Annotated in this window: 11 protein-coding genes; 7 read left to right on the top strand and 4 right to left on the bottom strand. The window is 69.3% G+C overall.

Annotated elements, in window-relative coordinates:
- The first annotated feature begins 7 nt into the window (after positions 1 to 7).
- The 3 genes from ACX938_RS14905 to ACX938_RS14895 all read left to right on the top strand — a co-directional run bounded on the left by ACX938_RS14905 (position 8) and on the right by ACX938_RS14895 (position 3,550).
- Positions 8 to 1,387: a multicopper oxidase family protein gene (locus ACX938_RS14905; RefSeq protein ID WP_459431653.1), complete on the top strand. Its 1,380-nt coding sequence runs from the start codon at positions 8 to 10 to the stop codon at positions 1,385 to 1,387.
- Between the two features lie 76 nt (positions 1,388 to 1,463).
- The gene (locus ACX938_RS14900; protein ID WP_459431652.1) at positions 1,464 to 2,855 is read left to right on the top strand and encodes an aminotransferase family protein; all 1,392 of its coding nucleotides are present in this window, start codon (positions 1,464 to 1,466) and stop codon (positions 2,853 to 2,855) included.
- A gap of 41 nt (positions 2,856 to 2,896) precedes the next feature.
- On the top strand, positions 2,897 to 3,550 hold the full coding sequence (locus ACX938_RS14895) for a GNAT family N-acetyltransferase (protein WP_459431651.1): 654 nt from the start codon (positions 2,897 to 2,899) through the stop codon (positions 3,548 to 3,550).
- 322 nt (positions 3,551 to 3,872) lie between these two features.
- On the opposite strand, the gene ACX938_RS14890 is transcribed toward ACX938_RS14895, so the two are convergent.
- The 3 genes from ACX938_RS14890 to ACX938_RS14880 all read right to left on the bottom strand — a co-directional run bounded on the left by ACX938_RS14890 (position 3,873) and on the right by ACX938_RS14880 (position 7,916).
- Complete coding sequence (locus ACX938_RS14890; protein WP_459431650.1) at positions 3,873 to 5,555, bottom strand: BCCT family transporter; 1,683 nt, start codon at positions 5,553 to 5,555, stop codon at positions 3,873 to 3,875.
- Between the two features lie 461 nt (positions 5,556 to 6,016).
- On the bottom strand, positions 6,017 to 6,304 hold the full coding sequence (locus ACX938_RS14885; RefSeq protein ID WP_232755328.1) for an HU family DNA-binding protein: 288 nt from the start codon (positions 6,302 to 6,304) through the stop codon (positions 6,017 to 6,019).
- A 127-nt stretch (positions 6,305 to 6,431) separates the two neighbouring features.
- Complete coding sequence (locus tag ACX938_RS14880) at positions 6,432 to 7,916, bottom strand: AMP nucleosidase (protein ID WP_232755329.1); 1,485 nt, start codon at positions 7,914 to 7,916, stop codon at positions 6,432 to 6,434.
- Between the two features lie 195 nt (positions 7,917 to 8,111).
- Between ACX938_RS14880 and ACX938_RS14875 the strand changes: the two genes are divergently transcribed.
- Both ACX938_RS14875 and ACX938_RS14870 read left to right on the top strand, forming a co-directional pair.
- Positions 8,112 to 8,870, top strand: a complete 759-nt coding sequence (locus tag ACX938_RS14875; protein ID WP_459431649.1) for an SDR family NAD(P)-dependent oxidoreductase — start codon at positions 8,112 to 8,114, stop codon at positions 8,868 to 8,870.
- Positions 8,871 to 8,927: 57 nt separating this feature from the next.
- Entirely contained in the window at positions 8,928 to 9,827 is a 900-nt protein-coding gene (locus tag ACX938_RS14870; protein WP_459431648.1) for a GNAT family N-acetyltransferase, read from the top strand.
- A 225-nt stretch (positions 9,828 to 10,052) separates the two neighbouring features.
- Here ACX938_RS14870 and ACX938_RS14865 read toward each other — a convergent pair whose 3' ends face one another.
- The gene (locus ACX938_RS14865) at positions 10,053 to 11,582 is read right to left on the bottom strand and encodes a DUF2125 domain-containing protein (RefSeq protein WP_459431647.1); all 1,530 of its coding nucleotides are present in this window, start codon (positions 11,580 to 11,582) and stop codon (positions 10,053 to 10,055) included.
- Positions 11,583 to 11,718: 136 nt separating this feature from the next.
- Between ACX938_RS14865 and ACX938_RS14860 the strand changes: the two genes are divergently transcribed.
- Together ACX938_RS14860 and ACX938_RS14855 are read left to right on the top strand one after the other, a co-directional pair.
- Positions 11,719 to 12,468, top strand: coding sequence for an SDR family oxidoreductase (locus tag ACX938_RS14860; protein ID WP_232755333.1), 750 nt, complete (start codon positions 11,719 to 11,721; stop codon positions 12,466 to 12,468).
- Positions 12,465 to 13,100, top strand: coding sequence for an enoyl-CoA hydratase/isomerase family protein (locus ACX938_RS14855; RefSeq protein WP_459431646.1), 636 nt, complete (start codon positions 12,465 to 12,467; stop codon positions 13,098 to 13,100). Before ACX938_RS14860 ends, ACX938_RS14855 begins: the two co-directional genes overlap by 4 nt.
- Positions 13,101 to 13,290 lie beyond the last annotated feature (190 nt).

The following is a 13,290-nucleotide window of genomic DNA, read 5'->3' as shown; positions in this document are numbered from 1 at the left end:
GTCCCCCATGCTCTCGCGCCGCCGTTTCCTGCACAGCCTGACCGCTTCGACGGCCCTGCTGGGCTTGCCCGCGCGCGCCGGAGCGGAGGCGGGCCCCGCGATTCTCGCCGCCGGACCCTCGCGCCACCGGATCGCGCCCGAGGGCCTGCCCGAGACCGATCTCTGGACCTTCAACGGCAGCTTCCCCGGCCCCGAGCTGCGCTTTGCCCAGGGCGGGCGGCTGGCCTGCCGGGTGGAGAACCGGCTCGAGGCGCCGACGGCGGTGCATTGGCACGGGCTCCGGCTCGACAACGCCATGGACGGGGTGCCCGGCGTGACCCAGGCGCCGATCCTGCCCGGCGAAGAGTTCGACTATGCCTTCGACCTGCCCGACGCGGGCACCTATTGGTATCACTCCCACGCCCAGAGCGTGGAACAGGTCGAGCGCGGGCTTTACGGCGCGCTGATCGTCGAGGAGGCCGAGGCCCCCGAGGTCGACCGCGACCTGACGCTGGTCCTCGACGACATCCGCATGGCGCGCGGCGCGCAGCTTGCGGGGGATTTCGACAACCTGCACGACCGCGCCCATGCCGGGCGGATCGGCAACGTGGTCCTGACCAATGGCGCGCCCGAGCCGCGCTACGAGGTGCGCCGCAACGACCGGCTGCGCCTGCGGCTGGTCAATGCCGCCAACGCGCGGATCTTCGAGCTGGGGCTCTACGGCCTCTCGGGCTGGGTCATGGCGCTCGACGGGATGCCGCTTGCGGCACCCCAGGCGCTGACCGGGCCGATGGTCCTGGCACCGGGGCAGCGCATCGACCTGATCGTCGATGTGACCACCGCCGAGGACGAGGCCTTCCTTCTGCACCTCGAACGGAACGGCGGCTACGCGCAGGCGGTCTTCGGCGTGGCCCCGGGCGCCGGCGCGCGGCGGCCCGAGCCCGCGCCCCTGCCGCCCAACCCCGAGTTCCCGATCGACCTTGCCGGGGCGGTGCCGCAGCGGGTGTTGATGTCCGGCGGGGCCATGCGCCCGCTGGGCGAGGCGATCCACCAGGGCGAGGTGCTGACCGGCCGCGAGCTGACCGACCGGGGGCTCGTCTGGGCGCTGAACGGCCAGGCCGGGCGGGACATCCTGCCGCTCGTCGAGGTGCCGCGCGGCGCCAGCGTGCGGCTCGGGCTCGCCAATGACACCGCCTTCCGGCACGCCATGCATCTGCACGGGATGCATTTCGCCCAGGTGCGGCCCGACGGCACGCTCGGCCCCCTGCGGGACACGCTGCTCATGGCGCCCGACGAGACCACCGAGATCGCCTTTGCCGCCCACAACCCCGGCGACTGGCTGTTTCACTGCCACATGCTGGGGCATCATGCCGGCGGCATGGGCACCTTCATCCGGGTCACCGCCTGAGCGGCCTTGCGCGACTCGCGCGCATGGGTAAGGTTTGATCAATTGATCAAATTTTGCCCGGACCCCGGAGGCTCTCATGGACGGCACGCTCAGCGCCAACGACCTCAGCCACATCGTCACCGCCGACAAGGCGCATGTCTGGCATCACCTGAGCCAGCACAAACCCTGGGAGAAGAGCGACCCCAACATCATCATCGAGGGCAAGGGCCTCAGGGTCTGGAACCAGGCCGGCAAGGAGCACCTCGACGCGGTCTCGGGCGCGGTCTGGACGGTGAACGTGGGCTACGGCCGCGAAGAGATCGCCCGCGCGGTCTACGAGCAGCTCGTGAAGATGAACTATTTCGCCGGGGCCTCGGGCTCTGTGCCCGGCGCGCTCTTCGCCGAGCGGCTGATCGGCAAGATGCCGGGTCTGAGCCGGGTCTACTACTGCAACTCCGGCTCGGAGGCCAACGAGAAGGCCTTCAAGATGGTCCGCCAGATCGCCCACAAGCGCTACGGCGGCAAGAAGCACAAGATCCTCTACCGTGACCGCGACTACCATGGCACCACGCTCGGCTGCCTCTCCGCCGGCGGCCAGGACGAGCGCAACGCCCAGTACGGCCCCTTCGCGCCGGGCTTCGTGCGGGTGCCGCATTGCCTGGAATACCGCCGCCACGAACAGGAAGGCGCCCCGGTCGAGAACTACGGCGAATGGGCCGCCGACCAGATCGAGCGGGTGATCCTCGAGGAAGGCCCCGACACCGTGGGCGCGCTCTGTCTCGAGCCGGTGACCGCGGGCGGCGGCGTCATCGCGCCCCCCGAGGGCTACTGGCCGCGCGTGCAGGAGATCTGCCGCAAGTATGACATCCTCCTGCACATCGACGAGGTGGTCTGCGGCATCGGACGCACCGGCACCTGGTTCGGCTACCAGCACTACGGCATCGAGCCGGACATGGTGACCATGGCCAAGGGCGTGGCCTCGGGCTACGCCGCCATCGCCTGCCTGGTGACCAGCGAGGCGGTCTTCGACCTCTTCAAGTCCGACGAAACGGACCCGATGGACTACTTCCGCGACATCTCCACCTTCGGCGGCTGCACCGCGGGCCCCGCCGCGGCGATGGAGAATATGCGCATCATCGAGGACGAGGACCTGCTGTCGAACACCACCGAGATGGGCGCCTATATGCTCGACCGGCTGGGCGAGCTGCAGGACAAGCACCGGGTCATCGGCGACGTGCGCGGCAAGGGGCTGTTCCTCGGCGCCGAGCTGGTCGCCGACCGCGACAGCAAGGACCCGGTCGAGGAGGCCCGCGTGAAGGCCGTCGTCGCCGACTGCATGGCGCAGGGCGTGATCATCGGCGCGACCAACCGCTCGGTGCCGGGCAAGAACAACACGCTGTGCTTCTCGCCCGCGCTGATCGCCACGAAGTCCGACATCGACGAGATCATCGACAGCGTCGACGGCGCGCTGACCCGCGTCTTCGCATGAGCCAGAGCGACCGCTTCGGCCTTCCCGTCGGAGCCCCGGTTGTGACAGAGCTGCCCCGCCCCCGGCCGCCCTCGGCGCCCATGGCGGGGCGGTCCTGCAGCCTGCGGCCGGCCCGGCCCGAGGATGCCGAGGCGCTTTTCGCCGCCTATGCCGAGGAGGACGGGCGGAACTGGACCTATCTGCCGCAGGAGAAGCCCCGCGACCTGGGCGAGATGCGCGCCCGGCTGGAGGCCATGGCAAAGAGCGCCGATCCGCTTTACCACAGCGTCCTCGACGCGGAGGGCCGGGCGGTCGGCACCTGCAGTTACCTGCGCATCAACCCCGAGGCCGCCAGCCTCGAGGTCGGCTGGATCAGTTTCTCGCCGCGCCTCCAGCGCACGGTCATGTCGACCGAGGCGATGTATCTGATGATGGCCCGCGCCTTCGACGAGCTGGGTTACCGCCGCTACGAGTGGAAATGCGACGCGCTGAACGCGCCCTCGCGGGCGGCGGCGGCGCGACTGGGGTTCACCTACGAGGGCACGCATCGGCAGGCGACGGTGGTCAAGGGCCGCAACCGCGACACCGCCTGGTTCTCGGTGCTCGACAACGAATGGCCCGCCCTGCGCGCGGCCTTCGAGGGCTGGCTCGCGCCGAAGAACTTCGACGCCGAGGGCCGCCAGATCGCGCGGCTGGAGAGCTTCCGGGCGGGGTGAGGCGCGGGGCGTCTGGTGCCGCGCAGCGGGCCAGACTGGTGGCGCTTGCCGGAGAAAAGCTGCGGAGATGCGGCCCTTCGGAGGCAGCGCAACACGGCCCGCTTGGTCCTGTGGCGCGCGCTGACCATCCGGCAGGACCGGCGCTCGTCTCTCGCTAGACTTCGACCCGCACCACGACCTCGACCTCGACCTCGACCTCGACCTCGACCTCGACCTCGACGCCCCTGCCCTGCCCCAGCGACCAAGCCCAGCCCCCAAAACAAAAAACGCCGGCCCGCCTCCTCCCAAGCGGACCGGCGTCTGCCGTCGCCTCAAGCGCCCCCTATTCCGCGGGGTTCGCCTGGGCGCGGGCGGGGCGCGGGGTGTCGTAGCTCGACACCGCGTCCTCTTCGGCGTGCAGATCCGAGGGCTGCGGGCGCGGACCGACGGTGATGTAGTCGATGTCCTCGGCCATGAGCCCCAGGATCAGCGCCGGGATCATCATGAAGATCAGGCAGAAGACCGGCAGGCCGACCACGGTGATCACCTGCTGCAGCGCGGTCAGGCCCGCCTGCCCCGCCAGAACGATCAGCAGGATCGCGATGGTGCCCTCGGCGATGCCCCAGAACAGGCGCTGCTGCACCGGGCCGGCCTCGGCCTTGCCGGTGCAGAGCATGTCCACCACCAGCGAGGCCGAATCCGAGGAGGTGGCGAAGAAGATCGCCACGATGATCACCCCGAAGCCCTGCAGGAAGGTGGTGAAGGGGAAGTTCTCGAAGAAAGCGAACATCGCCAGCGGGATCGACTCCGAGACCGCCGCGCTCAGCGCGCCCGCCTGGTCGCCCAGCGCCGCCCGGGCCTCCGGGCCGATGCCGTCGAAGCCCATGGCCTGCCAGCCGAAGATCGCGAACCAGATCAGCGTGAAGAGCGAGGGCGCGAGCAGCACGCCCATGACGAACTCCCGGATCGTGCGGCCGTAGGAGATACGCGCCACGAACAGCCCCATGAAGGGCGACCAAGTCACCGTCCACGCCCAGTAGAAGACCGTCCAGCTGCCCTGCCAGCCCCAGGCGTCGGTCGCGGGGTTCTGGTCGGCCAGCATGTCGTTCCAGAAGGCCAGCCGCGGCAGGTTCGACAGGTAGAGCCCCGCCGTCTCGACGATCCCGCGCAAGAGGAAGAGCGTCGAGCCCGCCAGGAGCACGAAGATCATCAGCAGGACCGCCATGCCGATGTTGACGTTGGAGAGGAACTTCACCCCGCTGTCGAGGCCCGCGACGATCGACAGGACCGCCACGCCGGTCAGCACCGCGATCACGATGATCTGCACCACCGGCCCGTCGCCGGTGCCCATGAGCTCGTTCAGGCCCGCGGCGACCTGGCTCGAGCCGAGGCCCAGCGAGACCGCGACGCCGAAGAGCGTGCCGAGGATGGCCACCACGTCGATGGTCTTGCCCACCGGCCCGTGGATGCCCTCGCGCAGGAGCGGGTAGAAGACCGAGCTCACCCGCACCGGCAGGTCGTAGCGGTAGATGAAATAGGCAAAGGCCAGCCCCGGCAGGGTGAAGATCGTCCAGGTGTGCAGGCCCAGGTGGTAGAGCGCGATGGATATCGCATCCTGCGCCGCCTCGACGGAATTGGGCTCGACGCCCGGCAGCGGCGGATTGGCGAAATGGCTCATCGGCTCGGCCACGCCCCAGAACATCAGAACCGTGCCGATGCCGCCGGCGAAGAGCATGGTGAACCAGGAGACGTTGCTATAGGCGGGCCGCGCCGTGCGGCCGCCAAGGCGGATATGGCCGAAGCGGCTCGAGGAGACCCAGATCAGGAAGCCCAGCCAGACGTTCACGCCGAGGATGAAGAACCAGCCGAGATGCGTGACGATCCAAGCCCGCGCCGAGGCGAAGGCATCGCCGATGGTCTCGGGCGCGGCGATCAGCACCAGCGCGAAGACGACCATGCAGATCGCCGAATAAAAGAAAATGACGGGGTCGGTTCGAAGGCCGAAACGGCGGGCGAGTTCTTCCACGGCAAGCTCCCTGTGCGGAGGTCGAAGGCTCCGGCCCGCGCCAGGCGGCCCGGCGGTTCTTGGTGTATAAGGTCCAACACATTCGCGCGAAAAGTGTTCCGGGGGTGACTGCGTGGAGCGGGTTTCGGGGGTGGTTGCGGGGCGTCAGGGAAGCTGAATTGGGCGCGAAACGCGGGTTTTCTCGTGCTTGTTATCGGCGCGCGCCCAGCCCCAACGAGGCCCCTGCCCGACCGCTTTCAGCCGCGCTTCGGAGGGCCATGACGCCCGCGTCCCGCGCTCGCCTGGCACGCGAAAGGCCGCCCAGAGGCGCGCCGCACCCCGCCCCATCGTCTCCGAAATCGAAACAGACTTTCCACGCCCGCGCCCGCCCGCGCGGCAAAAGAAATGGGCCGCATCCGGGGATGCGGCCCATTTCTCCAAAGTCCTTGCGTCGCGCCCCTGTGGAGGGCGCGTGCCGCGGATCAGTCGTTCACGCTGTCCTTGAGCGCCTTCGCAATGGTCATCTTGACCTGCTTGTCGGCGTCCTTCTTGAACTGCTCGCCGGTGGCGGGGTTGCGCACCATGCGCTCGGGGCGCTCGCGGCAGTAGATCTTGCCGACGCCCGGCAGCGTCACGGCGCCGCCGCCGGAGACTTCGCGCGTGATGATCGCGACGAGGGAGTCCAGAGCACCCGACGCGGTTTTCTTGTCGCTGCCCATTTCGTCTGCCAGCGCGGTCACGAGCTGGCTCTTGGTCATCGGCTTGGCCATTCCTGTCTCCTTCACAGTCCCACTTTTGGGGTATCTTCGTTTAAGTGAACATTATCTAGGGTTCAAACACAACAATTAGCGGTCGTTTTACCCAGTAAAACAAGCACTTTTTACGCCTCCCCCCCCGTCAAAGGAAAGCGGTTTCCTCGAAGCTGCGCAACTTTCGGCTGTGAATCCGGGCCAGAGGCATCTCGCGCAGCACCTCCATGGCGCGGATCCCGATGCGCAGGTGACGGGCCACCTGGGTCTTGTAGAAATCCGAGGCCATCCCCGGCAATTTTAGCTCTCCGTGCAAGGGTTTATCCGAAACGCAGAGCAGCGTTCCATAGGGCACGCGGAAGCGGAATCCATTGGCCGCGATGGTCGCGCTTTCCATGTCGAGCGCGATCGCGCGGGACTGCGAGAGTCGCTGCACCGGGCCCGCCTTGTCGCGCAACTCCCAGTTGCGATTATCCACGCTCGCCACCGTCCCGGTGCGCATGATCCGCTTCAGATCGTAGCCCTTGAGCTCGGTTTCGACGGCCACGGCCTCTTCCAGAGAGGTCTGGATTTCCGCCAGCGCCGGAATCGGCACCCAGACCGGGAGGTCGTCGTCGAGCACGCGATCCTCGCGCAGATAGGCATGGGCCAGCACGAAATCGCCCAGCGACTGCGAGTTCCGCAGCCCCGCGCAATGGCCCACCATGATCCAGGCGTGCGGGCGCAGCACGGCGATATGGTCGGTCGCGGTCTTGGCGTTCGAAGGGCCGATGCCGATGTTGACCAGCGTGATGCCCGAGCCATTGGCCCGCTTCAGGTGATAGGTCGGCATCTGCGGCATCTTCGGGCTGTCCGCCAGGACGCCCTCGGGGTCGGTGATCTCGGCGTTGCCGGTGGCCACGAAGCTCGTGTAGCCCGAGGACGGATCGGCCAGCGCCGCGCGGGCATAGGCCTCGAACTCGGTCACGTAGAACTGGTAGTTGGTGAACAGCACGTGGTTCTGGAAGTGCTCGGGGTCGGTCGCGGTGTAATGCGCGAGCCGCGCCAGCGAATAGTCCACCCGCTGCGCGGTGAAGGGGGCCAGGGGCTCGGTCCCGTCCGGCGCCGGCGGCACGGTGCCGTTGACGATGTCGTCGTTGGTGGTGGTCAGATCCGGCACGTCGAAGACGTCGCGCAGGATGAAATCGGCGGCGCCCTCCTGCGGGACGGTGACGCCCTCGCGGTTGGCGACGGCGAAATGCACCGGCATCGGCGTGTCCGAAAGGCCGATCTGCACCGGCACGCCGTGGTTTTCCAGGAGCAGCCCGATCTGCTGTTCGAGATAGGCGCGGAAGAGGTCCGGCCGGGTGACGCTGGTGGCATGCACGCCGGGCGCCGAGACATGGCCGAAGGACAGCCGGCTGTCGACCTTGGCGAAGGTTGTCGTGCGAATGCGGACCTCGGGGTAGAAGGCGCGGTAGCGCACCCCGGGGTGGCCCTCTTCCATGGCGGCCTGGAAGCGCTCGCAGAGAAAGCCGGTGGCGCGGTCGTAAAGCTCGACCAGCCTGTCGACGGCGGCGGAGGCATCCTCGAACCAGGCCGCTTCCGGCACATCCGGGGTGACCAGCTCCACGCCGCCCATGTAATCCTGCATTCCGCCCTCGCGCCTGTTGCTGGGCGCAAGGTGACACCAGCATGGCCAAGGTGCAAGCGAGGCCGTGGCGTCGCGTCGCAGGCTCCGGGCGCTGATGGCGGGTGTTCGGGCGGGTTGGTCGGGGGTTGGCGGGGGTCTGGCCTTCCCCGCCGCCGCATCCTAGCCTCCGCCCGGATCACGAGGGAGGGGACCAAGATGAGCGACAGACCAGTGGCGCTGGTGACCGGCGCGGCGCGGGGGATCGGGCTTTCTGCTACCGCGCTGTTTCTCGAAAAGGGCTGGCGCGTGGTCATGGTCGATTGCGACGGGCCGGAGCTTGCCCGCGCCGCGGAAGAGCTGACCGGCGTCACCGCGATCGAGGCCGATGTCTCCGACCCCGAGGCCGTCGACCGCATGACCCGCGAGGCGCTCTCGGCCGAAGGCCGGATCGACGCGCTGGTCAACAACGCCGGCGTCGCGGATTTCGGCCCCATCGAAGAAACCGACTTCGCCCGTTGGCGCCGGGTCATGGCCAACAACCTTGACGCGCCCTTCCTCTGCAGCCAGGCGCTGACGCCCGCGCTCAAGGAAAGCCGCGGCGCCATCGTGAACATCGGCTCGATCTCGGGCCTGCGCGCCTCCACCCTGCGGGTCGCCTATGGCACCTCGAAGGCGGGGATCATCCAGCTCACCAAGCAGCAGGCCGCCGAGCTGGGCGAGCACGGCGTGCGCGCCAATTGCGTCTGCCCCGGGCCGGTGCGCACCAAGCTGGCCATGGCGGTGCACAGCCAGGAGATCATCGACGCCTATCACGACGCCATCCCGCTCAACCGCTACGGCACCGAGCGCGAGATCGCCGAGGCCATCGTCTTCCTCTGCCTGCCCGCGGCCTCTTACATCACCGGCCAGGTGCTGGCCGCCGACGGCGGTTTCGAGGCGACCGGCGTGGGCCTGCCCGCCCTGCGCGCGACCTGAGCCCCCGGGGCGCGGATGCGGATTGACGGCGCCGGGTAGCTGACTAAAGTCAGCGAAATGACCCAGGACCCTGTTGCCCGCATCCGCCGTTTCAACCGCGCCGTCACCGCCGAGGCGCGGGTGCTCGATCACAGTTTCCTCGGGCGCGGGCGGCCGCTTGGCCCCGCGCGGGTGCTCAATGCCATAGGCACCGGGCGCCGCGACCTCGGGGTGATCCGCAGCTACCTCGATCTCGATTCCGGGCTTCTGAGCCGGCTTCTGCGCGAGCTCGAGGCCGAGGGGTTGGTGCGGCTGACCCAGGATCCCGCCGACGGGCGCCGGCGGCTGGCCGAGCTGACCGCCGAGGGCGCGGCGGAGTTCGCCGAATACGAGCGGCTCTCCGACCAGCACGCCGCCGAGACGCTGACCCGGCACCCGCGTCACGAGAAGCTGCTCGAGGCGATGGACCTCGTGGCCGTGACGCTGGGGCGCGAGCGAATCGAGATCCACCGCGCCGATCCCCGCGACGCCGAGGCGATCTGGTGCCTCGAGGCCTATTTCGGAGAGCTGGCCCGGCGCTTCCCCGGCGGCTTCGACGTCTCGCTCTCCGCCGACCCCGAGGCCGACAGCCTGCGCGCGCCGCGCGGGGCCTTCTATGTCGCCGATTGCGACGGGCTGCCGGTGGCCTGCGGCGGGCTCAAGGGCGACGGATCGGAGACCGGCGAGGTCAAGCGGCTCTGGGTCGCCGAGGCGGCGCGCGGGCTGGGGCTCGCGGGGCGGATGATGGCCGAGATCGAGGCCGAGGCCAGGCGGCTCGGCATGACCCGGCTCCGGCTCGACACCAACAGCGCCCTGCCCGAGGCGGTGGCGCTTTATCGCAACGCCGGCTGGACCGAGATCCCGCGTTTCAACGAGGATCCCTATCCGGACGTCTTCTTCGAGAAGCGCCTGGACGCGGAGGCGCCCGCGTCGCGCTAGGTGCGACCGGTCGGAGGGGCAAACGCCCTGCTAGACGGGGCGGGGCGGAGGCGCAAACGCCCGTTAGACGGGGCGGCGCGGAGAGGTTGGTGTCCCGTTCAGGGCATCGACGCCCGCAGGCAAAGGCGCCCCCCTAGGCGCAGCGACATGCGCAGGCATAAGGCGTCGCGCTAGGCGCAGCGGCGCACGAAAGCACCGGCGGACGGCCCCGCCGGCGCCTTCCCCTTACCGGATACGCTGGCCGTTGGCCGAGACCTGCCCGTCCTCGGTCACGCTGATCGTCGAGGTCAGGCTGTCCGGCCCCTCGCCCGGCACCGCGAACATCGACAGCATCATGCGCGCGCCCATGGCGTCCTCGGCCGAGACGAAGCCCATCTCGACCAGCGTGTCGATCAGCGCATTGGCGCCCGAGAGCCGCAGCACCGCCTCGCCCGAGGGCGCGGGCATGCCGCCGAAGGTCTCCAGGTCGCTGTTGTCGAAGCTGAAGGCGCCCTCGCCGGTCAGCTCGGCCCCGACCGCCTCGACGCGCAGCTCGTTGATGGTCACGGCGTTCAGCTCGCCCGGCACCTCGCCGGCGCTTTCGGCCTCTTCCATGGCGGCGGGGTCGAGCAGGCTGAGGTAGGGCGTGACCTTGCCGGTCACATCCAGCACCACCGAGGCCGGATCGCGCGGCAGGTTGCCCGCCGGGTCGAAGATCGACCAGAGCATCTCGGTGACCTCGAAGCCCACGAAACGCAGCATCATGTCGACGTCCTGCGGCTCTTCCGAGGCTGTGACCGGCATCGCGATGCCGAAACGCGCCTCCGAGGCGGTGGCCGAGATCGGCAGCGGCATCTCGGCCGAGGTGACCGAGATTTCCAGCGCGTCGGCGCCGAACTGGTAGCCCAGCCCTTCTTCCGACAGCGCCACTTCGATGTTGCCGCCGCCCGAGGCCGAGGTGAACTCGAAGGGCGCGCCCTCGGAGACGCCGGACATGCGGGTCTCGCCGCCCGCATAGGCGAAGCTGCCCGCCACCTCGAGGCCCTCTGCGATCATGTCGGCGCCGGTCATGCCCTCGGAGAGCTCGGGCAGCATGCCCTCGCCGGTGAGCGAGAGATCCTGCATTCGCCCGGCCAGGTCGACCTTCTCGCCGGTGTCGGGATCAGTGATCGCCATCTCGTAGCTGGCGCTCTCGGCATTGACCGTCTGGGCCAGCTCCATGAGCGGGCCCGAGCCCATGCGCATGTCGCCGCTGACGCCCTCGAGGGTGAAGCCGCCGCTGCCGACCTCGGGCGGCATGGCCACCCCGTCGACGCGCAGCTCCTCGAGCGCGATCGACAGCGCCTCGGCGGAATAGTCATAAAGCATCGCGCTCTCGTCGCCCGAGACCACCATGTCGAGCCCGCGGTGGGTATAGGCCAGGTCGACCGCGACCTCCTCTTCCGCCTCCATGCCGGTGATGCGGATCGGCATCCTTTCCGGGAAGGCCACGCGCACGGTGCCGTCGCCCAGGTCCTCGAAGCGGATGTCGCCACCCGCGAAGGTCAGCGTGCCCTCGTCCTCGGGGAAGGTGATGACGGCCTCGAGCCCGCCCGCGGTGAGCGTGCCGCCGGCTTCGGTGACATCGGCGGTGACGCTGTAGCCCGAACTTTCGAGGTAATCGCGGAAGCCCTCCCAGACCTGGGTCGGGGTCACATCGGCCAGCGCCGGAGCGGCGGGCAGGACCAGCGCCAGGGCAAGCGCCTGGGATGAAATATTGCGGCGACTGAGTGACATGGACCTATCCTTCCCGGAGCAAGCAAGAACGTGCCGCGCAAGCTTCCTTTCTGTGCCCCCGGGGGTCAAGAGGCTGGACCGTCGGGGATGCGCCCGATACGGCTGGGCCCGAGCCGAAATCCCGGGAGGGCACGACATGGACATGACCGGCAAGACCGTATTGATCACCGGCGCCAGCCGCGGCATCGGCGAGGCCGCCGCGCGGCGCTTTGCCAAGGCCGGGGCACGGGTCGCGCTGACCGCCCGGGGCGCCGATCACATCGCCCGGATCGCCGGCGAGATCGGCCCCGAAGCGATTGCCATTCCCTGCGACATTTCGCGCTTCTGGGAGGTCGAACAGGCGGTCGAGACCACGGTGCGGACCTTCGGGCGGCTCGACGTGCTGGTGAACAACGCCGGGGTGATCGAGCCCATCGCGCATCTGGCCGAGGCCGATCCCGAGGCCTGGGGCAATGTCATCGACATCAACCTCAAGGGGGTCTTCCACGGCATGCGCGCGGCCCTGCCGGTGATGCGCCAGCAGGGCACCGGCACGGTGCTGACCATCGGCTCGGGCGCCGCCCATGGCCCGGTCGAGGCCTGGTCGCATTACTGCGCCTCCAAGGCCGGGGCGTTGATGCTGACCCGCATGGCCGACAAGGAAAACTCCGAGGTCGGCGTGCGGGCGCTGTCGCTTTCGCCCGGAACGGTGGCGACCGAGATGCAGCGCGAGATCAAGGCCTCGGGCATCAACCCGGTGAGCCAGCTCGACTGGTCCGACCACATCCCGCCCGACTGGGTGGCCGAGGCGCTGCTGTGGATGTGCGGGCCCGAGGCGGACGACTTCAAGGGCGGCGAGGTCTCGCTGCGCGACACCGCCATCCGCCAGCGGATCGGCCTGACGTGATCCGCGCCGAGGACCGGGGCGGGCTGCGGGTCCTGACCCTCGACCGGCCCGAGAAGGCCAATGCGCTGACCGGCACCATGCTCGAGGCGCTCTGCGCCGCGGTCGAGACGGCGCGGACCGATCTTGAGGCGGGCCGGGGCGCGCGGGTGCTGGTGCTGACCGGCTCGGGCGAGGTGTTTTCCGCCGGCGCCGACATCGCCGAGGCGCGCGCCGGGCTCGCCACATCGCCGCTCTGGGAGCGGCTCTCGGCCGCGGTGGCGGCTTTCCCGGGGCTCAGCATCGCGGCGCTGAACGGCTCTTGCGCGGGCGGCGCCATGGGCATGGCGCTGGCCTGCGATTTCCGGCTCGCGGTGCCCGGGGCGCGGCTTTTCTACCCGGTGATGAAGCTTGGCTTCCTGCCGCAGCCCTCGGACCCCGGGCGGCTGCGTGCGCTGGTCGGGCCCGCGCGCGCCAAGCGCCTCCTGATGGCCGGGGAGGAGCTGCCGGTGGAAGAGGCCGAGGGCTGGGGCCTGGTCGACGCGCTGGTCCCCGGCGAGGCGCTCCTGGCGACCGCCGAGGGGTTTGCGGCCGATGTGCTGGCGGCTGAAGCGGGGCATGCGCGGGCGATCAAGGAGATGATCGAGGCGGGGTGATCGGGGGGCTTTGGGGGTTGGGCTTTTGTGCCTGGGTTTTCGTCTCCCGTCTCCCGTCTCTCGTCTCTCGTCTCTCGTCTCTCGTCTCTCGTCTCTCGTCTCTCGTCTCTCGTCTCTCGTCTCTCGTCTCTCGTCTCTCGTCTCTCGTCTCTCGTCTCTCGTCTCTCGTCTCTCGTCTCTCGTCTCTCGT

The sequence above is a fragment of the Roseivivax sp. genome (assembly GCF_054552075.1).
The sequence above is the reverse complement of the archived record's forward strand: the minus strand, read 5'-3'. Positions and strand labels throughout refer to the sequence as shown.

Excerpts from the sequence above, each read along its gene's own strand:
- ACX938_RS14880 (WP_232755329.1), bottom strand. The coding sequence starts at position 7,916 with ATGCAGGATTACATGGGCGGCGTGGAGCTGGTCACCCCGGATGTGCCG.
- ACX938_RS14905 (WP_459431653.1), top strand. The coding sequence starts at position 8 with ATGCTCTCGCGCCGCCGTTTCCTGCACAGCCTGACCGCTTCGACGGCC.
- ACX938_RS14870 (WP_459431648.1), top strand. The coding sequence starts at position 8,928 with ATGACCCAGGACCCTGTTGCCCGCATCCGCCGTTTCAACCGCGCCGTC.
- ACX938_RS14865 (WP_459431647.1), bottom strand. The coding sequence starts at position 11,582 with ATGTCACTCAGTCGCCGCAATATTTCATCCCAGGCGCTTGCCCTGGCG.
- ACX938_RS14885 (WP_232755328.1), bottom strand. The coding sequence starts at position 6,304 with ATGGCCAAGCCGATGACCAAGAGCCAGCTCGTGACCGCGCTGGCAGAC.
- ACX938_RS14860 (WP_232755333.1), top strand. The coding sequence starts at position 11,719 with ATGGACATGACCGGCAAGACCGTATTGATCACCGGCGCCAGCCGCGGC.
- ACX938_RS14900 (WP_459431652.1), top strand. The coding sequence starts at position 1,464 with ATGGACGGCACGCTCAGCGCCAACGACCTCAGCCACATCGTCACCGCC.
- ACX938_RS14875 (WP_459431649.1), top strand. The coding sequence starts at position 8,112 with ATGAGCGACAGACCAGTGGCGCTGGTGACCGGCGCGGCGCGGGGGATC.